The sequence below is a fragment of the Flagellimonas flava genome (genome assembly GCF_900129665.1).
Taxonomy (GTDB): domain Bacteria; phylum Bacteroidota; class Bacteroidia; order Flavobacteriales; family Flavobacteriaceae; genus Flagellimonas; species Flagellimonas flava.
This window is the reverse complement of record NZ_FQWL01000004.1, coordinates 25,607-47,570: the sequence shown is the minus strand read 5'-3', so window position 1 is coordinate 47,570 and position 21,964 is coordinate 25,607. Positions and strand designations below refer to the sequence as shown.

Annotated in this window: 15 protein-coding genes and 2 tRNA genes; 7 read left to right on the top strand and 10 right to left on the bottom strand. The window is 42.4% G+C overall.

Features of this window, described 5'->3' with window-relative positions:
• Position 1 precedes the first annotated feature (1 nt).
• On the bottom strand, positions 2-1,762 hold the full coding sequence (gene sppA / locus BUC10_RS12630; protein WP_073180218.1) for a signal peptide peptidase SppA: 1,761 nt from the start codon (positions 1,760-1,762) through the stop codon (positions 2-4).
• Positions 1,763-1,830: 68 nt separating this feature from the next.
• On the opposite strand from sppA, the gene folK reads away from it, so the two are divergent.
• On the top strand, positions 1,831-2,976 hold the full coding sequence (gene folK, locus BUC10_RS12625; RefSeq protein WP_073180216.1) for a 2-amino-4-hydroxy-6-hydroxymethyldihydropteridine diphosphokinase: 1,146 nt from the start codon (positions 1,831-1,833) through the stop codon (positions 2,974-2,976).
• 122 nt (positions 2,977-3,098) lie between these two features.
• On the opposite strand, the gene BUC10_RS12620 is transcribed toward folK, so the two are convergent.
• Positions 3,099-3,632, bottom strand: a complete 534-nt coding sequence (locus BUC10_RS12620; RefSeq protein WP_073180214.1) for an RNA methyltransferase — start codon at positions 3,630-3,632, stop codon at positions 3,099-3,101.
• Between the two features lie 137 nt (positions 3,633-3,769).
• Here BUC10_RS12620 and mutS point away from each other — a divergent pair, with 137 nt between their 5' ends.
• The 6 genes from mutS to BUC10_RS12585 all read left to right on the top strand — a co-directional run bounded on the left by mutS (position 3,770) and on the right by BUC10_RS12585 (position 8,384).
• Complete coding sequence (gene mutS, locus BUC10_RS12610; RefSeq protein ID WP_073180210.1) at positions 3,770-6,352, top strand: DNA mismatch repair protein MutS; 2,583 nt, start codon at positions 3,770-3,772, stop codon at positions 6,350-6,352.
• Positions 6,353-6,426: 74 nt separating this feature from the next.
• A tRNA-Gly gene (locus BUC10_RS12605) sits at positions 6,427-6,502 on the top strand.
• A 37-nt stretch (positions 6,503-6,539) separates the two neighbouring features.
• A tRNA-Leu gene (locus BUC10_RS12600) sits at positions 6,540-6,624 on the top strand.
• Positions 6,625-6,775: 151 nt separating this feature from the next.
• Positions 6,776-7,186, top strand: a complete 411-nt coding sequence (locus BUC10_RS12595; RefSeq protein ID WP_073180208.1) for an EthD family reductase — start codon at positions 6,776-6,778, stop codon at positions 7,184-7,186.
• A 142-nt stretch (positions 7,187-7,328) separates the two neighbouring features.
• Complete coding sequence (locus BUC10_RS12590) at positions 7,329-7,880, top strand: Crp/Fnr family transcriptional regulator (protein WP_073180206.1); 552 nt, start codon at positions 7,329-7,331, stop codon at positions 7,878-7,880.
• Between the two features lie 66 nt (positions 7,881-7,946).
• Positions 7,947-8,384: a DoxX family membrane protein gene (locus tag BUC10_RS12585; protein ID WP_073180204.1), complete on the top strand. Its 438-nt coding sequence runs from the start codon at positions 7,947-7,949 to the stop codon at positions 8,382-8,384.
• A gap of 85 nt (positions 8,385-8,469) precedes the next feature.
• On the opposite strand, the gene BUC10_RS12580 is transcribed toward BUC10_RS12585, so the two are convergent.
• From BUC10_RS12580 to BUC10_RS12545, 8 genes are all read right to left on the bottom strand, one after another.
• Positions 8,470-9,720 (bottom strand): M14 family metallopeptidase, encoded by a 1,251-nt coding sequence (locus BUC10_RS12580; protein ID WP_245812831.1) that lies wholly within the window; start codon positions 9,718-9,720, stop codon positions 8,470-8,472.
• Positions 9,721-9,742: 22 nt separating this feature from the next.
• A complete protein-coding gene (locus tag BUC10_RS12575) occupies positions 9,743-11,050 on the bottom strand; it encodes a dicarboxylate/amino acid:cation symporter (RefSeq protein WP_073180202.1) in 1,308 nt (435 codons plus the stop codon).
• A 20-nt stretch (positions 11,051-11,070) separates the two neighbouring features.
• The gene (locus tag BUC10_RS12570; protein WP_073180200.1) at positions 11,071-12,612 is read right to left on the bottom strand and encodes a glutamate racemase; all 1,542 of its coding nucleotides are present in this window, start codon (positions 12,610-12,612) and stop codon (positions 11,071-11,073) included.
• Between the two features lie 18 nt (positions 12,613-12,630).
• Positions 12,631-14,199 (bottom strand): N-acyl-D-amino-acid deacylase family protein, encoded by a 1,569-nt coding sequence (locus BUC10_RS12565; RefSeq protein WP_073180198.1) that lies wholly within the window; start codon positions 14,197-14,199, stop codon positions 12,631-12,633.
• The gene (locus BUC10_RS12560) at positions 14,192-15,355 is read right to left on the bottom strand and encodes a M14 family metallopeptidase (protein ID WP_084732643.1); all 1,164 of its coding nucleotides are present in this window, start codon (positions 15,353-15,355) and stop codon (positions 14,192-14,194) included. Before BUC10_RS12560 ends, BUC10_RS12565 begins: the two co-directional genes overlap by 8 nt.
• 182 nt (positions 15,356-15,537) lie before the next feature.
• Positions 15,538-16,929 (bottom strand): SusD/RagB family nutrient-binding outer membrane lipoprotein, encoded by a 1,392-nt coding sequence (locus tag BUC10_RS12555; RefSeq protein ID WP_073180194.1) that lies wholly within the window; start codon positions 16,927-16,929, stop codon positions 15,538-15,540.
• A 14-nt stretch (positions 16,930-16,943) separates the two neighbouring features.
• Positions 16,944-20,483, bottom strand: coding sequence for a SusC/RagA family TonB-linked outer membrane protein (locus tag BUC10_RS12550; RefSeq protein WP_165614901.1), 3,540 nt, complete (start codon positions 20,481-20,483; stop codon positions 16,944-16,946).
• A 146-nt stretch (positions 20,484-20,629) separates the two neighbouring features.
• Entirely contained in the window at positions 20,630-21,844 is a 1,215-nt protein-coding gene (locus tag BUC10_RS12545) for a FecR family protein (RefSeq protein WP_073180192.1), read from the bottom strand.
• Positions 21,845-21,964 lie beyond the last annotated feature (120 nt).

The following is a 21,964-nucleotide window of genomic DNA, read 5'->3' as shown; positions in this document are numbered from 1 at the left end:
CTTATTTGATGTTTAAGCTAAACGGCATTTTGGCCTGGATTCCTTTTTGGTCGGTCATATTTTTGAATTCCTTCAGGATTTGATAGGTTTCTGAACCAAGTTCCTCCTTAATCAAAGCGGTCCCAATTTTAGTTTTGGCACTTCCCAAGTCTTCCATTAGCTTCTGAAAGTTGGATTTATATTTGGGGTACTTGCGAATTCCATAATCTCCCAGCTCTGCCATTTCTGCCGCTGCCGCAATAGCATCGTCCAAACTCCCCAATTCATCCACCAATCCATTGGCCTTGGCATCAACTCCACTCCAAACCCTACCTTGGGCCAAGGAATCCACCTCTGCCATACTCATATTTCTACTTTCAGAAACTCTGGACAAAAAGGTCTCGTAGGTATCTTCAATACCTTGTTGCACCACATCGCGGAACGAATCGCTCATCGGTTCAAACAGGGAATAGTCCACCGAGTTCTTGTTGGTCCCCACCTGTTCTGCGTTGATACCTATCTTGCCGGCCAGTTCATGGGCATTGGGAATGGTCCCGAAGACGCCTATGGAACCTGTTATCGTTGTAGGCTCGGCAAAAATTTTGTCCCCTGCCACACCGATATAATAACCCCCAGAAGCTGCAACGTTTCCGAAGGAAACCACTACCGGTTTCTCTTTTTTAGCCAGCTCCATTTCCCTCCAAATAATGTCAGAAACCAAAGCACTACCGCCTGGAGAATCCACTCGTAACACGATTGCTTTGACATTCTCACTTTTTGTAGCTTTTTGTAAAGCCCTGGACATCATACCCTGCCCAATAAACTCCTTACCTCCTTCACCATAAAAAATCTCCCCTTGCGCGTAGATAACGGCTACCTTATCCTTACCGATCTGAAGGCGTCTACCGCTTGCTTCCAACAGGTATTCTTCAAATTCCACATAGTTAAGCTCCTCTTCTTCATCCCATTCCATTCGTTCTTTGAGAAGGGTTTCATATTGGTCAAAATGCATTGTGCCGTCAATCAATCCAGAGGCTACGGCGTATTCTGGGGTCCTGGCCCCTAGGGTATCAGCGATGATATTTAATGTTTCCTCGTTAATCTCCCTAGAACTACCAATTTCACCCAGCATTTCATCCCAAAGTGAGGTAATCAAGGTCGTTATCTGCTCCCTGTTCTCAGGGCTCATCGTATCGGATAGATAGGGCTCAACCGCACTTTTGTATTTTCCATGCCGTATGACCTCCATTTTAATCCCGGCCTTTTCCTGCAAATCCTTATAATAGAGAACTTCCGTTGCCAAACCCTTGAACTCCATTCCACCAACTGGGTTTAAATACACCTCATCTGCGACACTGGTCAGGTAGTAATCTTTTTGGGTGAAAAAGTCGGAATGGGCATAAACGAACTTGCCGCTGGCTTTAAAGTCTTGCAACGCCCTTCTTATCTCCTGGGCCTGCGCCAAACCAGCTTGCAGAAAACTAGTGGTCAAACTAATCCCCTTTATTCTATCGTCTGTTGACGCTACTTTAATGCCGTGTAAAATGTCATCCAATCCCAATTCATTTTCCCAAAGTCCCCCGAATGGATCCGAGGCATCTTTACCTACATAATCTCTAATGGGTTGAGTAAAACTAAGTTCCAGAACGGAATTCTCTTTTACCACTACTCCCTCATCTGCACTTGCCATTAGGGTCAAAAAAATGAAAAACATGGCCATCAGGATTCCGAATGCCACTAGACATCCCAAAATTGCTGCCAATAAATTTCTCAAAAAGTTCATGCAACTAAATTTTATTCAGGATCAAAGATAACCATTGTGGATTGTTTTGTTATTTTGTCTTCTTGATTATGGGCGAAAAACAACGGGCATACCTTTCACTGGGCAGTAATATGGGGAATAGGGCTTTGGTGCTTCAAAAAGCTGTATTATCCATTCATCGGAAAGCTGGCCGGGTCGTGAAGGTATCTTCAATTTATAAGAGTCCGGCCATGGGTTTTGAAGGGGAGGATTTTCTCAATGCCTGTATTGCCATAGATACCCAGAACCCACCTGAGCAGCTTTTGGGAATTTTGCTTCAAATCGAAAAAGATTTTGGGCGGGAAAGGTCATCCACAAAAGGTTATAGTTCCAGGACCTTGGATTTGGACATTATCTTTTATACTAATGAAATCATTAGAAACGAAACCCTCAGCATTCCGCATCCCAGTATGCATGAGCGAAACTTTGTTTTAAAACCATTGGCGGATATTGCTCCGCAATTCTACCATCCCATTCTCCAAAAAGACATTCGCAATTTATTGCAGCAGTGTAAAGATCGGAACAACCTTGAGAAAACAAATCACAAATTGTTCAGAAATCGGGAAGAACTATTTGGGCAACTGCAGTTTATTGCCATTGAAGGTAATATAGGAGCCGGGAAAACCACTATGACCAAGATGATTGCCAAGGACTTTAATGCGAAACTTGTTTTGGAGCGTTTTGCGGACAATCCTTTTCTTCCTAAATTTTATAATGACCAAGCACGATATGCATTTCCTTTGGAAATGTCTTTTCTAGCGGACCGCTATCAACAATTTACGGATGACACTTCGCAGTTTGACCTCTTCAAAAGTTTTATGGTCAGCGATTACGATATTTTTAAGTCTTTGATTTTCGCTAAAATCACGCTTCAAGAGGAAGAATTCAATTTGTACCGAAAGGTTTTCAACTTTATGTACAAGGAAGTAAAAAAGCCCGAAATCTATTTATATCTGTATCAAAACACAGAGCGACTTTTGGAGAATATCAAAAAAAGAGGTAGGGATTACGAGCAGAATATAAGTCCTTCCTATTTGGAAAAAATTAACCAAGGCTATATGGATTTTATCAAGGGGCACCCTAATCAGAATAGTCTTATTTTGGACATGAGCAATCAAGATTTTGTGCACAATCCGGCCGATTATGAAAGCGTTTTAGAGGCCTTGGAGCACAACATCCTATCCTTTAACATTTAAGAGAATTTTTGGAAAATGTTTGGATATAACGAATGGTTTTATTTTATTAGACCTCTCTAATCGAGAAACTAACTAACTCAAACTATATGTTTAGCCCTGAAATATCAGGGCTTTTTTCTTTTTTAAACATTGAGTTTAGACCAAATATCCCACACCACTACCCCTGCACTTACGGAGATATTCAAGGAGTGTTTTGTGCCAAATTGTGGGATTTCCAGAACTTCATCGCTCGCTGTCACCACTTCCTGCGAAACCCCTTTTACCTCATTACCAAAAATAAGGGCCAGGGAGGTATCTGACCCTGGTAAAAACGTATTCAGCATGGTCGCATTTTCAGCCTGTTCAATAGCGATGGTCCTCACACCCTGTTGTCTAAGTTCCCGTACCAAATCCAAGGTGCTTTCCCGGTATTCCCAATCCACGCTTTCCGTAGCACCCAAAGCAGTTTTTCGGATATCCTTGTGCGGGGGCGTGGCAGTAATTCCACATAAATAAATCTTCTGGATCAGGAAGGCATCCGCTGTTCTAAAAACAGAACCGATATTGTTCAAACTTCTGATGTTATCGAGAATAAGAATGATCGGTGTTTTTTTAGCTGTCTTGTAAGATTCAACATCCAATCGATTCAACTCACTGTTCTCTAGTTTCCGGCTCATATTTTTCAACTATAACTGCAAAAATATCAACAAAAATTTTTGGGATAGGTGGAAAACGGTACATTCGTTCAAATCGTTCACGAAATAAAACATCTACTGTGGCCGCTTCATCAAAACCCAAGAAGGTTACTCCTTTAATGCAGCAATACAATACCATCAAGATCAAACATCCTGATGCATTATTGCTGTTTCGGGTTGGGGATTTCTATGAAACCTTTGGTGAAGACGCGGTCAAGGCCTCCAAAATTCTCGGAATCATCCTCACCCATAGAAACAATGGGGGAGATAAGACCGAATTGGCAGGTTTTCCTCACCATTCGCTCAACACGTATTTGCCAAAATTGGTCAAAGCGGGCCAACGTGTGGCCATTTGTGATCAACTGGAAGATCCTAAACTCACCAAAAGCATAGTAAAAAGAGGGGTTACCGAGTTGGTAACACCTGGAGTTGCACTCAATGACGATATCCTATCCGCCAAAAACAACAATTTTCTATGTGCGGTCCATTTTGGACGAAACAAATTTGGAGTGTCCTTTTTGGACATTTCCACTGGGGAATTTCTTACCTCTGAAGGTTCGGCCGAACAGGTAGACAAACTGTTGCAAAATTTTGGTCCCAATGAGGTATTGGTATCCAAAAATCATAAGAAGGAATTTATTGAGGTCTTCGGAACGCAGTTCCATAGTTTTTTTCTGGAAGATTGGATTTTTCAGGATGATTATGCACATGAGAGCCTTACCAACCATTTTAAAACCAAAACTCTTCAAGGTTTTGGAATAGACCAGCTCTCCCATGGAATTGTGGCTTCGGGAGCTGTATTGCACTACTTGTCGGAGACCCAGCACAAGCAGCTGCAGCATATTACCAAAATACATCGGATCGCCGAAGAGCAATATGTTTGGATGGATCGGTTCACCATTCGGAATTTGGAACTCTACCATTCCACCAACCTCAATGCCATAACGCTTTTGGATATCATCGATAAGACAATATCCCCAATGGGAGGACGTCTGCTGAAACGCTGGTTGGCATTACCCTTAAAAAATCTTGGACAAATCCAGCAGCGGCATCAGGTTGTGGCCCATCTTTCCGAAGAAGAGACACTCCTGGAAAAAACACAGCACTGGATCAAACAAATCGGGGATTTGGAACGGTTGATTTCCAAACTGGCTACAGGCAAAATCAACCCTAAGGAGGTCATCCAACTTAAAAACTCCTTAGAAGCGGTGGTTCCCATTAAACAGCTTGCTTTGGAAAGTCCAAACGGGTCCTTGAATCTTATAGGACAGCAGTTGGATGCTTGCGAGTCGCTGCGACACAAGATAAAAGAGGTGCTCCATGAAGAAGCACCAGTGAATCTATTGAAAGGACAAACCATAGCCACCGGCTACTCTGAGGAACTGGACGAACTTCGGAACCTAGCATTTTCGAGCAAGGATTACCTGGATAAAATGCTGGAACGAGAGACCGAACAAACTGGTATCACCTCGCTTAAAATTGCTTCCAACAATGTCTTCGGGTATTATATCGAAGTACGGAATACCCACAAGGACAAGGTTCCCGAAAGTTGGATTCGGAAACAGACCTTAGTGAATGCAGAGCGCTATATCACAGAGGAATTAAAAGAATACGAGGCTAAAATTCTTGGTGCAGAGGAACGCATTTATCAACTGGAACAACAGCTTTTTGAGCAATTGTTGGTATGGATGCAGGAATATATTGTCCCGGTGCAGCAAAATGCACAATTAATTGCCCAACTGGATTGCCTCTGCGGTTTTTCCCAGCTTGCCAAGGAACATCATTATGTACAACCCCAAATGAACGATTCAACAGCACTGCACATCAAAGATGGAAGGCATCCGGTCATTGAAAGGCAATTACCCTTGGGAGAAACCTATGTTACCAATGATGTGATCCTCAACCGCGAGGAACAACAGATCATTATGATTACCGGGCCAAATATGAGTGGTAAATCTGCCATTCTTCGCCAAACCGCGCTTATTGTGCTCCTAGCACAAATGGGAAGTTTTGTTCCCGCCTCGGAGGCTAACATTGGCATGGTGGACAAAATCTTCACGCGGGTCGGTGCCAGTGATAACATTTCCATGGGTGAATCCACCTTTATGGTAGAAATGAACGAGACGGCATCCATCCTAAACAACCTTTCGGAACGGAGTTTGGTGCTTCTGGATGAAATTGGTAGGGGAACCAGCACCTATGATGGTATTTCCATTGCCTGGGCCATTTCGGAATATTTGCATGAGCATCCTTCGCGGGCCAAAACCCTCTTTGCGACTCATTACCATGAACTCAATGAGATGACGTCTACCTTTGGCCGCATCAAAAATTACAATGTCTCGGTAAAGGAACTCAAGGACAATGTACTTTTCCTCAGAAAACTAATCCCAGGAGGTAGTGAACACAGCTTTGGAATTCACGTTGCCAAAATGGCCGGAATGCCACAACAGGTTATCCAAAAGGCCAACAAAATTCTGAAAAAGTTGGAAAAATCACACTCCAGCGAAGAGATGACGGACAAACTGCAAGGGGTTCAAAATGAGATGCAGCTAAGTTTTTTCAACCTTGATGACCCGCTTTTGGAAGAGATCAAGGATGAAATTTTGCATTTGGACATAGATACCCTTACCCCAGTGGAAGCTTTGATGAAGTTAAATGAGATCAAACGGCTATTAAGTAAAAAGAAAACTGCTTCGTCCTAAAAAATTCTTTCTATTTTGGAGAAATATATTAAATTTGCATCCGCACTTGAAAAAAGTGCTTTGTTCTTTAAAATGCGAAAATAGCTCAGTTGGTAGAGCATCACCTTGCCAAGGTGGAGGTCGCGGGTTCGAATCCCGTTTTTCGCTCCAAAAAACGCTGCTTGCAGCGTTTTTTTGTTTAGGTCCGGCTCGAGTGGTGGAATTGGTAGACACGTTGGACTTAAAATCCAATGGCCATTGTGGCCGTGCGGGTTCAAGTCCCGCCTCGAGTACACAAAACCCAGAAAATCAATTGATTTTCTGGGTTTTTGTTTTATATCACGATATCCAATGTTTTTGTGCAAGACTTAAGTTTCACCCAAAGCATTCGTTCAATCCCGCAAGAAATGTATTAACTTATACACATCATCAAACCATAATACAATGAAAACCAAATTTATATTAGCCCTTATCGGTGGCCTATTATATCTAGCCAGTTGTCAAGTGTCCGTATCCAACGAGAACCCAAAAAGTAAAAAAGGCATGGTGAAGGTAACCATCATGTATCCCAATGGGGATGGAAAGAACTTCGATATGGATTATTATTCCAACAAACACATGCCCATGGTAGCTGACTTGCTGGGTGATTCCTTAAAACTGCTGGAAATTGATAAAGGTATGGGTGGTCGAACCCCAGATGATCCAATGCCTTATTTAGCCATCGGCTATTTATATTTCGATCAGCTTTCGGCTTATCAGAATTCTTTCGGACCCCATGCCCAACAAATTGTAGGTGATATTCCAAACTATACCAACACCCAACCGATAATCCAAATCAGTGAGGTACTTGAATAACATTTAAGTTATTCCAAACCCAATCAGCTGTCAGCTGGGTTATGTTCAGTTAAAGAGTTTAAAGCCAAGTTAAAACCTTGGCTTTTTCTATGCGCTTTCGCCTAAATTTGCAGTACATCATCAAAAAACTTACACAACCACCATGAATTTCAATCATTTGGATGGTATTGTTCCCTTTGATCTTGTTACCAAGATTTTTGAACTGATGGAGCAACGTAACTTTCCCAAGAACCAGCTATTACATGAACAAGGTGCGGTTTGTAAGGAGATCTTCCTCATTCAGGAGGGGCTGGCCAGAACATTCTTTTATAAGGACGGTAAGGATATCACGGTCCATTTGGCATCAGAAGGCGAGGTTATTACCGCTGTGGACAGTATCATAAGTCTGAAGAAAAGCCGTTACCACGTAGAATTGCTGGAAGATAGCACGGTATTCTCCATTTCCTATAAAACATTGCAAGAGCTGTTATCGCAACATCCAGAATACGAGAAATACGTTCGTTTGGTACTTGAACGTATGTACACCGAAGGTGCGGACAGAATTGAAGAATTTCTTTTCTTTTCGGCAAAAGAACGCTATGAAAACCTAGTGCGCACGCGTCCCCAGATTATCCAGCGTGTCAATTTGGGCCATATCGCCTCCTATTTGGGCATGACCCAAGAGACATTAAGCCGCATTAGGAAATCCATTTGATTTTTTGACAATTGTCAAAAGCCAACGGACTTTAGCTCCCTAATTTTGCTTCAAAATCCTAAACCTATGAATTCAAAATTTGTAAAGTTATTTTTGCGCGTTTCCCTGGGAACTGCCTTTTTATCAGCTGTGGCCGACCGACTTGGTTTTTGGCCCGAGGGCCTATATTCTTGGGGAAATTGGGAGGTGTTTGTCCAAAGTACCCAAGCCATGAACCCTTGGTTTCCAGAGTCTATAATTCCGGCAGTTGCTTTTGTTGCCACAGTATTGGAGGTACTATTTGCCCTATTTCTGCTCATTGGGTTTAAAACGGAGTTTTTCGCCAAACTTTCAGGTTATCTATTGTTGATGTTTGCGTTGGCGATTACCTTCTCATCCAACATTAAAGGTTCCTTTGACTATTCCGTATTTACTGCCTCAGCTGCGGCTTTTGCCCTAAACTTGCTCAAGGATAAGTATCTGGAAATAGATAATCTTTTTGTATCAAAAGGCGAATCTGCCTAGTATTTGCTACAGGTCCTGAAACCATTCAAGGAGTTTCACTTGGCATTGAAATAATTTTATGCCTTGTCCTAATTGGGACAGGGCATTACTTTCCCTTTAACAGGATTTCCATCATGGCTATGGCCGATTGGGTCCCAATTTCGGCTATTCTTTCTTTTGGGGTATGATCACCAATTTCATAAGTAATGCCTGTGGCATTTTGCCCATATAAAAACCATCCCTTTGACACCGGACGTGTACTATTAGATGGTTTTTCATTCACCACATAGCTTGGAATATCCCTTTCCAAAACCTCGAACCAATCTGAAATAAAATTGGGCAAACTGGTACCCTCCCGAGTAACATTGGTGTAGAAGACATCCTCATAGGTTGAATGAAAATCCAATCCCAAGACAATACTGCCACCCATTTTTGAAGCCGCCGTAACGTAAGACACCACATTTTTGATTTCTTGTTGGTGGTATTTGGACCAATCGCGATTTAAATCGACCCCATTGGCATTATGCCTCCAATGTCCCAGGTCAACCCCATCTGGGTTCATAATTGGAAACGCCAAGACCCTATACTTTTTCAAAAACTCTTGCGTCAAAGTACCTTGACCCACCAAGGCTTCCAAAAAATGTTGAAATGCGAAAAATCCGGTTACTTCTGGAGGATGTTGCCTGGTCAGCAGAACAACGATTGGCTTGTCTTCCACTTCTCCAAACGATAGTTCCAATACCGGCAGGTTTCTTCCCATGGTAGATTGCCCCGCACTTTTTAATTTCACAAAGTCATGAGGTTCTACGATGCGGTTCATATACCACTGCTCCACATCCGTGGAAGTGTTGATTTCTTGAGCTGCCACTATCTGGGGTTCAGAACCTAGCTTCAATTTGAGAAAAATGCCCTCATCTGCACTTAGCACATTGACAGAATCAATTATACTCCATTTGCCACCCTGTTTCCTCTTTGGTTCATAGCGATGTTCGAAACCATCCGGATACTCAAATTTGAAATAAATGGTTTTTGAGGTGTCTGACCCAGTCTCAAAAGCATAATAAGGACTTTTATTAATGGGGGTATTTTCCGGATCAAATCGCAGTGCAATGGTCGAATCATTTAGTGGAAAAGCACCATTTAGACGCGCTCCGTCAAACTCATTTCCAACCCAAACCCCCATCTCCTTAAACTCGTACTTCCGTTTCGTTTGAAGCGAAATTGGCTTGTCCCTAGTGTCAACAGGTATTTCAAAACGAACCTTTTTTGGTCCAGAACATTGCACCAGGAATAGAATTCCCAGCAAGCCAAAAAGCCCTCTGCGACATATTACGTTTAAAGTTTTCATTCTTTTCATGGAAGGGAGTATTTAGTTTATGTTATACGGATGGATAATTGTCATCCCAATTTTTCACTTTCGGAGCACCTAGTTTCCCAACGGATTTGGCCACAAGCATCGATACTGCACCATCCCCAGTAACATTGACAGATGTCCTGAGCATATCCAATGGTCTATCTACTGCAAAAATCAGGGCAAGCCCCGCTTCAGGAATCCCCGCATATCCCATCACCCCAACCAACATTACCATCCCGGCCCCCGGAACTGCTGCTGACCCTATTGAGGCCAATGTGGCAGTGGCAATAATGCCCAATTGGGTGGAAAAATCAAGATCCATCCCAAAGGCTTGTGCTATAAAAACCGCTGCTACCGCTTGGTACAAACTCGTACCATCCATGTTTATAGTAGCTCCTATGGGCAATACAAAACTGGCGGCCTCTTCTTCTACCCCCAAATGTTCCGTGACCCGCTCCATGGTAACCGGTAAAGTTGCCGCGCTGGAACTTGTAGAAAAAGCCAACAATTGAGCTGGTGAAATGCCATTGATGAAAAACTTCGGACTTCGTTTTGTGAAGACAAAAACCAATACGGTATATATCCCTATCATAATCCCAAGGCCAATAATAACCGTTGTGGAATACCATGCCAAAGCTTTAAACAAGTCAACGCTAGGTGCTTCCACAACGATTGCAGCGAGTAAAGCAAATACCCCATAGGGCGCAGTTAGCATTATAAGATCTACCATTTTTAGGATGACCTCATTAAAACCATCGAAAAAATGCTTTACCGTACTACCCATTTCCTGCGGAATCAAAATCAACCCAATCCCAAAAAATATGGCAAAGAAAATTACTTGTAACATATTCCTATTGCTTGTTGCGGAGGCGAAGATGTTATCGGTCACCAAATCTTCCAAAGGTTTCAAAGGCCCCTCTTGTTGTCTGGATTTTGCTGTTTCCTTGTAGGCTTGGGTACTTTCGGTATAATTCGAAACCATTTCGGTTCGTGTGGACTCGGTTATGGAGGTTCCGGGTTGTATCAAATTAACTAAAAACAAACCTATACTCACCGCAATAACCGTAGTGGTCAGATAAATGCCGATTGTTCTACCACCCATTTTTGAGAGTTTGCTGATATCCTTCAAATCTGAAACTCCTTTTATCAAGGCTGCCAATATCAAGGGAATGGCAATCAATTTAAGGGCATTGATAAAGATTTTCCCAAAAGGTTTTATCCAATCCTGAACTATTTCTTTCCCACCTTCGAACGTGGACATTAGAAGACCCAAGGCCACACCCAACCCCATCCCAATCAAAATTTTCCAGTGCAGTGCAAGTTTTAATTTCATGGCTCAGATTTTTTGAAATATTAGATCTTATCGCTCTCGTGAAGTTCCGTGCACTTTTCATTGGACGCATTGAACGCCTCCATCAGTTTATACACCCGAGGTATCTGCTTTTGAAACCGGTCTAAAATAGCATCGGAAACATTATCTCGACTAAAGGGAACCATCTTTACATATTGCTGGATCTCCCCAGCATTTCTTCCATATTTAAAGTCGTAAGGAAAACGGCCCAAGCTATCTATAATATTTGCCTTGTTGTCCCTATTGGTCACGCTGATAAAAAACTCGCTCTCCTCCATCTTGCCATTGGTATTAAAAAGGGACTGCTCCTTTAGGTGGGCAAAAAGCTCCTTGGCTGTATCCACGGCCGGATCTACCAAGGCAATTTTCTCAACCATATAAGGTCGATATAAATAGTTCCCATCTTTTGATTTATAGTTATAGAGCTCGCCAAGTACCTTCTCAATTTCCTTGGTCATATAAGGGTAGTGTGTGCAGCCCAAAATCAAGGATTTCAATTGGTTTGTGGTATTGGATTGCCGAATCTGTTCCATAAGGGTAACCAGATGGTAGCGCACATAATTTTCCGCATCGTTTATTTGAAGGATGGAACAATCATCACTCTTTTCACTGTCACAAAGCATTTTGCTGTCATCGAAATCGAAGTTATAGATATCAAACAGGGTACGTTCAATTTTGAGTTCCCCCTTCAAGCTTGGTCCTTTGTAGGCATCTCGTGGTTTTCTTAGATTTTTGTCAAAGTAATCAGGGTCTTCGTCGACGGCCTCTGCGATTCCAACTCCGCCTTGGGAAAACACCTCAATTTTTCCAGTGTAGCCCATTTTATCCTTAAGTTCCAACAAGGTATTACGATATCCCTTTGAAGCCACCGTCCCTGCTGTGGCCAGTACACCCACTATGGCATCCTCGTTCTTACCTATTCCATCCAAAGTTCCCCTTACACCCGCGTCTATAACTCCAATGACCTTGATATCAAGATTCGCTTTTTGCAAAAATTCTTCAATATAGTTCTTACCATAGGCCGTTGCCGTATTGCACGCGATGACCAAAGCTTTGACTGGTTTTTTATCCATGTTTGGTGACCGGTCCAAACGGTTTGAATAGTATTTGTTTCCCAAGAGAAATTGTGCATCCTTAATAATATGCTCCTTAAGCAGGTCTACCTTTCCCACGCTGGAATAATTTCCGTAGGGCATATTGGCCTGGTCTCCTAGGTAGATAAAGGCTTCTTTCTTAAAATCGAGTTCACCATCCCCTCCTTTTTCATGTGACCCATTGTGATTCTCGTCATAGTTAATAATGGCCTTTAGCACGGTCAATCCTCCTGTTCCAGAATCGAAAACTCCAATTGGTAAGGATTTGTTCGAACTCGGGTAGTTTTCAAAGTCTATATGGTAAAAATTATCCTCTTCCTGAATAATCGTGGTGACAATGTCCGTTTTGGTTTCACCGTGAATCACTATTTCCCTTTTGGGTTCCTCCTTGCAGCCTGCTACAAGTATAGTGCCCAGGACAAATAGAAAGTATCTTTTCAGCTTTTCCATTCTGTTTTATCTTTTGATCTAGTTTGCATTGTTTTTTCTTAAAACCCTCCCGAATAGGCCATCGGTATACTCTCCTTTTTCAACTGCGAGTTTTCCATTAATAATGGAATACTCCAGTCCCTCTGCATAGTGAAAAGCATTTTTATAATCAGCTCGATCTCTAAAAGTTTGCGGATTGAACAAAATAATGTCTGCAAAATATCCTTCCTTAAGTTTTCCCCTATTTGGGATCTTGAAGATTTCGGCGGTTTTGGACGAACTATTTTTGATAAAATTGGGCAAATCCAAAATCCGGTCCTCTTTTACATACTTGTTATATTTTCTAGGAAACGAGCCGTACTTTCTGGGGTGTCCAGTATTTCCATCGGAGCCCGTTGTTACCCAATCCATTTTCATGAACTGCTGAATATCATAGTTGGACATATTAAATGAAGCCACCCTTGCAATTCCTTTTGTTCGCAACACTTTATATACAGCTTCTTCCGGGGACAAGTTTAACTCTTGTGCAATTTGAAGTAGTGTTTTGTTACGATAGTTTGGGTTTGCGGTAACAACAACCAACAAAGATTCCGGCCCGCCTCTGCGTCTAATATTGTTTTTGGTCTCTTTTAAAATTCGTTGTTTAAGTTTTGGATCGTCAAATCGAATCAATAGTGAATCCGTTCCACCGCTTTGAGCCCATTTTGGTGTTGTGGCAGCTCTAAGTCCTGTAGCAGAGGCTTCATATGGGTACTGGTTTGCGGTAATTTCCACGCCATTTTTCCGTGCCTTTTCCACCATTGAAATGATTGTATCGCTTTGGCCCCAAACATCGACTCCCAAACATTTAATGTGTGAAATATGAATGGGCAATTTAGCCTGCCTGCCAATTTCTAGGGCTTCTTCCACTGCGGCAATTAAACCAACGGTATAGGAGCTTTCGTCCCTTAAGTGGGTATCATATATCCCACCATTTTCGGCACAGGTCTTTGCCAGTTCAATTACTTCTTTGGTTTCGGAATAACTTCCGGGAGCATAGAACAAGCCTGTTGACATTCCAAAATTACCGGCATCGTTCATTTCTTTTTTGAGGAGTTTTTTCATTTCGGTGATTTCGTTGTCTGTTGCCACTCGATCGCTCAAACCAATAACTTCTTTCCTCATGGTTTCATGGCCTATCAATAAAATAGCGTTGGTGCCAATACCCTGTTTTTCGTATTTGTCCACATAAGTCCTAGCCGGAAAAAAACTATCTCCATCATTACCCGCTACCACAGTGGTAACACCTTGCATTATAAAGGGCAGGTTGTGGGAGGTCTTGGGTTTGTTTAAATCCCGATCGGCATGGGTATGTGGGTCAATAAAGCCAGGAGAAACAATAAGACCTGTGGCATCAATGATCTTTTTGGCTTTAATACTGACATCCTTCTCTCCACCTATAAAAAGGATCTTATCTCCTTTGACGACAATCACATCATTCGTTTCCCCATCCTCAAATCCATTGTATACCCTTCCGTTACGTATGAGGATATCAGCCTCAATAATAGGCTTTGAACAGGAGACCATAGTCAAAAAAAATGTACCAAGAAACAAAAGCCTTTTATTCATAGAATTCATTTTTTGCCGATTTTTCCAAAAGGACTTCCATGAGTTGAGTGGCATAGATGCGACCTCTTTCTTTTATGGTATCACGATTATCTTCATCTCCATCTTCATAGGTAACCGCTTCTGCCTGATAGGTATTGTAAAAAAAGTTATAGCAATAGGGAAGTTCTTGGCTTCTTCGTCTAACCTCAACCTTCAAAGAGGTGGTTGATTCAATATTTTTAATCCAGTTGGGGATTATTTTTTTTGTTTTCACCTCATTTATAGAGTCGAGGACCAAAACATAGGGCCCGCTATGAGAGGTGTGAAAATCCAGAGCAAAGCGGATTTTTTGTCCTTCTGCAATTTTATGATCCACAAAGTCCCTGACCGTTTGCGTTTCTGGTTGTGAAAATGCCACCCAATCCCTGTTTAAATCTATCCCATTAGCATTATGTCGCCAGTTTCCACTATCCGCCCCATCCGGGTTTAACAGTGGAAAAGCATAAATGTTGAAATGCTTTCGAAATTCCTTTGCCGTGGTGGTTTCGGACAAAAGGGTTTCGTAGAAACTTTTAAAACCAATGGTTCCACCTGGTATTTCAGGTGGGTGTTGACGCGCCACTAGGACAATAAAATCCTTAGGTTTCTCTTGTTCATGAATTAAAACGTAATTGGGATTTCCTTTCACAGTGTTTCCTGCAATTTCCAATTGGGAGTTCGGATTTTCTTTCGCTTTTTGCTTGGCCCAAAAGAAGGTATCCTCAGCACTTTCAATTTCTTGGGCAGCCACAAAATGTTTTTCTGGTCCCACTTTAAGCGTCAAGGTAGCCGAATGACCTATGGTGTCTACCCTTACCAAAGAGGTATCTAAGGGTTGCCAATGGTTACCATCTGAACTTATCTTTGGAATATACCGATGTTGGTATTTTCCATATTTCAACTTCAATTGAATTGTATGTAGTTTTTCCGATTGAACCGTGAAAGCATACCATGGACTCGGGTTAACCGGTTCAAACGCAGGTCGCACTTGGGCCTCATATCTATCTACGCCCATCTTTTTAACCGCACCTAAACGCGCACCATCAAAAGAGGCATCGAAATAAACCTGATCCCTTTCCTGACATGATAGGCAAATAAAGACGCATACCATTGATATAATTAGATGTTGGACTGACATTTACGGTGGTTATTGTGCTTAGAATTATTGAATACCAAAAAGATTGGACTGTTTCCCACTACCAAACCATTGGCACCGAATGAATCTTAGCCCCCATGCCGACCGTTCCAAGTTAACTTGGAACGGTCTGCTGTAAAAAGCGAGACATAAGAACTACAAACTCAAACTAATTCAAATTCCTATTATTGATTTATGGGGGTCTTTACAAAAATGTCCGCGATTTGAGGAACATTGGCTCCATTGGTGTTTTCCTCTGAAAACGGATATAAAAACCGTTCTGGATGTTGGGCCCCAGAGTTAAATGGTACTGGTACTTGTAGGGCAGCTGGGTCTTTTTTGGTTCTTCTTAAATCGTTGAAGCCCAAAATCTGATTGAAGAAAGTGACATAACGTTCTTCAATTACCTCCCGTAGCAAAGCATCTTCACGCGATAAAGATCCATCCAAGTTTTCGATTCCCCCATTTTCAAAATCGGCAGAAACATAATCCTCATAGATTCCTGTTGTAATTGTGAAAAATTCCCCTGCCCTAAGATTGGCTCGGTGCTCGTTTAGTTTGGCCAAAGCAGCATCAAAGCTTCCTGCCCCGCCTCGGGCCAAAGCTTCGGCCCATATTAGGGTATTTTCTTCCAAAGAAATTTGCTTCATGGGTTCATCCGGGGCCGCTATTCCAGCTAAATTGATTGCCGTTCCATCATAGTAATACGCAAAACGATCTACCTCATCTGTTTTTGCATTGTTTCGACTTTCAGCTCCTGTACCTATCAATTCGATCAGGAAAGTTCCTTCAGCACTGATATCTCCACCAAATGTGGAACTGTTCAACAATTCATTTAAAAAATTGTTGCCCCCTCCTACTCCAGGAGTTGCTGGGATATACTGCATAGTTTCAGATGCATTCGCTATACCACTTTGCGCGGCGGAAATTGCACTTGCATAATCCCCAACATCCAAATAGAACCTTGCCTTTAAGGTATAGGCCGCTTTTATCCAATCTGCTGAACTACCGCCATACAACAAATCCTCTGCAATTCCTCCGGAAACACCAGAAGCTTGTAAATCTGAAATGGCACTATCCAACAGCGCCTGAAGTTCCCCATAAACCGCAACCTGACCATCGTAGGTCGGATTTGGAATATCCTCATTGCCAGCCTCCGTAAAGGGAATATCTCCAAAAACATTGGTCGCAGTGCCCAAAGCATGGGCTTCCATAACCTTTGACGCTCCAAAGAAGAAATCCCTATTGGTCACATCAATTCCGCTTCTGATCTTGCGCGCCTGATTCACAACTCCAATATAGATATTGGACCAAGGCGTATCGGAATCGGTATTATTATATCCATAGTCTTGGATGGTACTAAGTCGGCCATCACCCACAAAGTATCCGGCCACAACACCCCCGGCCCAATTAAGGAATCCCATTTGCGCCGACACATCAGCCAGTTGAATACCGGTAAATATGGCACTGCCATCAACATCCCCAATTTGGTTTGGGTTCTCATTTATATCGTCCACGGCGCTCTGGCAAGAAACCAACAACAAGACCGCGATTAAAACCATTTTATATACTTTCATGACTCTCAAGTGGTTTAAAATGTTAAGTTAAGATTGAACAGGTACGACTTTGTGGACGGGTTGGTGTAATAATCCAGTCCTCTGGAATTTCCAACACCTGCAAAGTTCTTATCCGGGTCATTTCCGATAACATCTGTCCATAAGAATAAATTTCTTCCCGTTACTCCGATGCTTGCAGAGGAGAGTTTGATCTTTTCCAAAAACTTCTCACCAAACGAATAGGTCAAGGACAGTTCCCTGAGTCGTGTCCAGGTGGCATCTTGAAGCCATAGTTCGCTAAATCCTCTATTATCAGCTCCGTTGCCATCATACCATGGTTCATTCAGTAAGACATTGCCGCCTCCAAAATCATAGAGATTACCACGCACACGGTCTCCGGCACTATAGGAATTTCCATCAAAATCGACTATTCCATCCGTAGGAATGGTAACGATGTTCCCGGTTACCTCAGCTCTTCCGTACCTGGCATTAATTTGTCGGGTAATGTCATAGAAGTCACCTCCTTGCGAATGTTCAAACAAGACATTCATAGCAAGGTTCTTGTAACCTACATTAAATCCAAGTCCTGCGGTCCATTCCGGATTGGGGTCACCGATAACATCATATTCGGGCTCACCCTCTGGGAAACCATTATCGTCCAAAATGATGTTTCCGTTATCATCCCTAGGTAGTTTTCCTCCAAAAATGGCCCCCATTTGGAAGCCTTCGGCTGCAACGGAATCACCTGTACCAAATCCAGTTAATTGTTGCACTTCGGCTCCCAAAAGACTGGTTACTTCATTTCTATTTCTGGCAAAGTTCCCATAGGTGGAGAAAGTCCAATCCTCACTGGATTGCAGCCAATTGGCATTGAATTCAAATTCGAATCCACGGTTTTCTATGGTAGCCCCATTGGTATAAAATCGCTGAAATCCGAAACTTGGCGCCGTATCTATTTCCAAGAGGATATCCTTCACCTCGTTGGTATAATAGGTAAAACTGGTGGAAAGTAAATTGTCGAAAAATCGCAGCTCCAAACCACCTTCGATTTCCGTTTTTATTTCAGGTTTTAGGGTTGGATTACCCAATAGGTTATTGAGTCGCAATCCACCCCCATTGGAGACCGAGTTCAAGCCTCCCGCAACACCGGAGTTATAGGTGAAATCACCTTCAAAATTGGTAGAGTTCCCATAAGCTCTTGGTTGGATACCCACTTTACCCCAGCTCAACCTCACTTTTCCGAAGCTCATGAAACTATCTTCAGAGATCAATCCGGAATTTGTGAACTGCCAGGCTGCCGAAGCAGATGGGTAAAAGAAAGGGTCCGAAATGGTGGAAGCAGCTTCCACAGTACCGGACAAATCGATGTACAACTGATCGAATAACCCAAAATTAGCTGTGGAGTAACCTCTGTTTGAGCGAATATGGGAACGGAAATTTTCCGAGCCGATTACTCTAGAATTGGATAGGTTGAACAGTTCCCTGTCCGCAATAAACTCATTGCCATAGGAAGTTTCCCTATTGAACTTCCTATCATTGATGTTCCATCCCAAGATAAAAGACGAAGTAATATCTTCTGTTATATCAGTGTCGTACTTAATAATGGCGTCAAAATTCAACTCCGTTTCCGCGATATTATCGAACACCAAACTACCATCTATCCTGCTCACCGGAGGAGTTGACGTTCGTGCCGAGCCAATTGGATACAGATATGATCTACGGTCATTGTAAGTATCCACACCACCTCTGAGCTTAATGTTCATACCTTCGACCGGAAAAATATCCAAGTCGGCGGAATAAATATGTCGATTGACAATATTTGGTGCTTTCTGACGATCCGTAGTCCATTGTGGGTTGTTATACCGTGGACGGTTGCTTTGCCCAATTCCATTTCTATAGGCCCTATGGCGACCTGGTGTCTCAGCTCCGGTGTCGTCCACAAAAGTTCCCGTAAAGTCTTGGTTGTCAAAGTCAGCAGGGGTTCTATACAAGCCCAGTAGTATCCCCGCGACATTAGAATTTTGCTGGATTCTATTTGCACTTATTCTGGAATATTTACCCTTCAACTTCAGGCTTAAGTAATCATTGAATTTTCTGGAGGCACTAATATTGACCGTATGCCTTTTATAATCGTTATTGCGGATTACCCCATCTTGGTCGGTATTGCCTAAACTAAAAAAGAGAGAGCTTTGGTCATCTCCCGCACTTAGGCTTAATGACTGTTCTAAGAGAATTCCCTCTTGAAATACCTGATCAAAGTTTTTGTCATTGAATGTCTCTCTGGAGTTCTTTCCTCCGCTGGGATTATCAGCTGTACCGTTAGCCACGGGATAATAGGTTCTCCCTGTTTGGTCCCCGATGAAAAATGCCCCGCTTGTATCGAATGCATCCTCACCACCTGCTCTGGCGGCAATTTCGTCACCCCAAGACCGGATCTCAGTTCCACTGCGATATAGACCTCCCCTTCCTTGACCAAAGGTGGACTGCAATTTCTGTGTGGCGTTGACTTTGTCGATCGCCACTGTACTTTTCAGCGAAATGCGGAATCCTTTCCTTCCTGATTTAGTGGTTATGACCACCACACCGTTAGAGGCCCTAGAGCCCCAAAGGGCAGCGGCAGATGCTCCTTTTAGCACCTGTAGCGTCTCAATATCATTCGGGTTGATGTCATTTAAACGGGATTGTTGGGAGGTACCATTTCCTGTGGCGCTACTTCCTCCTCCGCTGGTATTGTTATTATTGATCGGAATACCATCGACAATGATAAGAGGTTGGGTGCTTCCGAAAATAGTGTTGGCTCCTCTAATTCTAATATTGGAACCCGATCCTGGATCTCCCGTACTACGGGTAATATTTACCCCGGCCATTTTTCCTTGTATGGCGTTGGCAACGGAAGTCTCCCCGGAACGTACCAGCGCGTCTGGTCTTACACTCGAAACCGCACTTCCCAGTTTATCGGTTCTCACCTCAAAACCTAGGGCGGTAACCACGACTTCTTCCAAAGCCTGGGCGTCTTCCTTAAGCACAACATTAACCGCGGTCTGCCCATTTACAGGCACTTCCGAAGTGGTGTACCCAATGTAACTTACAACCAGAACGGCATCCGAACTCGGCACCTCAATGGAATAATTCCCATCAAAATCTGTTGTAGTTCCCGTAGTTGTGCCCTTTATTACAATACTTGCACCGGGCAGTGGTCCTGCCTCATCACTTACGATTCCCGAAACCGTATACTGCACATCCGGTAATTCTGAGAATTTTTGGACTGTCTCATTTTTTCTTAGTACCACCTGTCTGCCACTTAGGAAATAAGCAATTTCCCTACCTTTAAAATATCGGTCCAAGGTGTTCTCTATGGTCAAATTTCTAACCTTGAAATCCAATCTTTCATTGCTCAGCACCGGTAAAAGATCATCCCCGTACATAAAGACAAACTCGCTTTGACTTTCAATGTTCCTAATCATGTCCAACAAGGTGGCGTCTTTTAAATTCAGCCTAAGTTTGGTATTCTGCGAATAGGAATCGGTGTAAGAGTAAAGCGTGAAGAGGAGCAAAAATAGCGTTAGGTACTTCATCACCTGTTTAGTTTTATCCATAAAATCACGAAGGTGATCATATGGAAATAGGTTTTTTTCCATAATTTTAGTTAGTTGTTTGTTAAACAATCCCTGTATTTATACAGGCTTTCTGCCAAGGCATGGTGCGAACATGCCTTGGTTTTTTATTTGAAAATCAATATTCCATTGCTTTCAGTTTTTTCATATGTTATTGAAGCCGTTATGGCCAAGTTTTTCAAAGTAGTCTCCAAGGATTCGTTCAAATCAAGTTTTCCTGTTAGCTTAAACGCTCCATCAACTTCCTCGGATAGCCGTATATCTACATTGTAAAATGCCGATATTCTACTAGTTATCTCGTTAAGGGTTTCGCTATTGAATATAAGAATGCCATCTATCCAGGAGGTATAATAGTCTGTATTGACCCTTTTCTGGGCAACCACGGTTTGGGATGTTACATTCCACTCGGCCAATTCGCCCGGTTTCATTATTGTTTTTTTGCTTGAACTAAAAAAGGAATTTTTCGAATTGTCCTTTAGATGTACTTCACCTTCGGTCAACACGGTGGTCACCGAGTTATGCCTGTCATAGGAGTTCACATTAAACTTGGTTCCCACAGCCTCTACCGAAAAGGTCTCGTCTTTGACCAATTTTACAACAAAGGGGCGTTCTTTGTCCGACTCCACCTCAAAAAAGGCTTCCCCTCCAAGGTAGACCTCACGAATGGCCTCTGTAAATTTTGCTGGAAAAATGAGCCTGGAGCCCGAGTTCAAATGGACTATAGATCCATCACTCAAGGTCAGTTTACTGTGCTTACCGAAGGGAACTATAAGCTGATTCATTTCCGGCTTCTTGTCCTTGGTGGTATTTGTGATGGCAATAGTATCTTTTTGATTGATCACCAAATTGGCGGAAGTGCTGTAGTTCACATCTGACTTTTTATCCTCGATATGAATTTCCTTAGCGTCAGCAAGCACTAATTTGGTTGTGGAAATGGAATCCACTCCAACTTGAAGCAGCTCATCTATTTCCATTGCTTTTTTGGAAGTAGACTCTGTATTCATGTACAGACCAAGACCCACAAGAATCACAGCAATCGCAGCATACTTTAGTATACTTAAATAGATTAGCCTTGGTTTAGGCTGTTCAACCGTTACCTTCTGATATATTAAATCCAGAATTTCCTCTTTCTCATCCCTTGAAAGAACCTCATCCTTGGTTCGGAGCATGGATAAGCATTCTTTTAGGACATGTATTTTTTCCCTTTCCTTAGGATTTTCAGAGATATAGCGTTCCCAATAAGTGTTCTTTTCAGGGGTTGGATGCGCAATCCAATCCACAAACTTAGGGTCATCGAGATATTTTGAAAAGCCTTTTAGCATGGTATCCTTTATATAATAGGGAACCCAAACGCCCTTTTGTGGACACTTTTTTTAGACTTTTTTAAGAAATAGTTTTCAATTATCTGATTTTCAATTATTTAAATTCAAAAAAACCAGTTA

Coding starts and splice junctions, on each gene's coding strand:
- sppA (WP_073180218.1), bottom strand. CDS start 1,762: ATGAACTTTTTGAGAAATTTATTGGCAGCAATTTTGGGATGTCTAGTG.
- folK (WP_073180216.1), top strand. CDS start 1,831: ATGGGCGAAAAACAACGGGCATACCTTTCACTGGGCAGTAATATGGGG.
- BUC10_RS12620 (WP_073180214.1), bottom strand. CDS start 3,632: ATGAGCCGGAAACTAGAGAACAGTGAGTTGAATCGATTGGATGTTGAA.
- mutS (WP_073180210.1), top strand. CDS start 3,770: ATGCAGCAATACAATACCATCAAGATCAAACATCCTGATGCATTATTG.
- BUC10_RS12595 (WP_073180208.1), top strand. CDS start 6,776: ATGAAAACCAAATTTATATTAGCCCTTATCGGTGGCCTATTATATCTA.
- BUC10_RS12590 (WP_073180206.1), top strand. CDS start 7,329: ATGAATTTCAATCATTTGGATGGTATTGTTCCCTTTGATCTTGTTACC.
- BUC10_RS12585 (WP_073180204.1), top strand. CDS start 7,947: ATGAATTCAAAATTTGTAAAGTTATTTTTGCGCGTTTCCCTGGGAACT.
- BUC10_RS12580 (WP_245812831.1), bottom strand. CDS start 9,720: ATGAAAAGAATGAAAACTTTAAACGTAATATGTCGCAGAGGGCTTTTT.
- BUC10_RS12575 (WP_073180202.1), bottom strand. CDS start 11,050: ATGAAATTAAAACTTGCACTGCACTGGAAAATTTTGATTGGGATGGGG.
- BUC10_RS12570 (WP_073180200.1), bottom strand. CDS start 12,612: ATGGAAAAGCTGAAAAGATACTTTCTATTTGTCCTGGGCACTATACTT.
- BUC10_RS12565 (WP_073180198.1), bottom strand. CDS start 14,199: ATGAATAAAAGGCTTTTGTTTCTTGGTACATTTTTTTTGACTATGGTC.
- BUC10_RS12560 (WP_084732643.1), bottom strand. CDS start 15,355: ATGTCAGTCCAACATCTAATTATATCAATGGTATGCGTCTTTATTTGC.
- BUC10_RS12555 (WP_073180194.1), bottom strand. CDS start 16,929: ATGAAAGTATATAAAATGGTTTTAATCGCGGTCTTGTTGTTGGTTTCT.
- BUC10_RS12550 (WP_165614901.1), bottom strand. CDS start 20,483: ATGAAGTACCTAACGCTATTTTTGCTCCTCTTCACGCTTTACTCTTAC.
- BUC10_RS12545 (WP_073180192.1), bottom strand. CDS start 21,844: ATGCTAAAAGGCTTTTCAAAATATCTCGATGACCCTAAGTTTGTGGAT.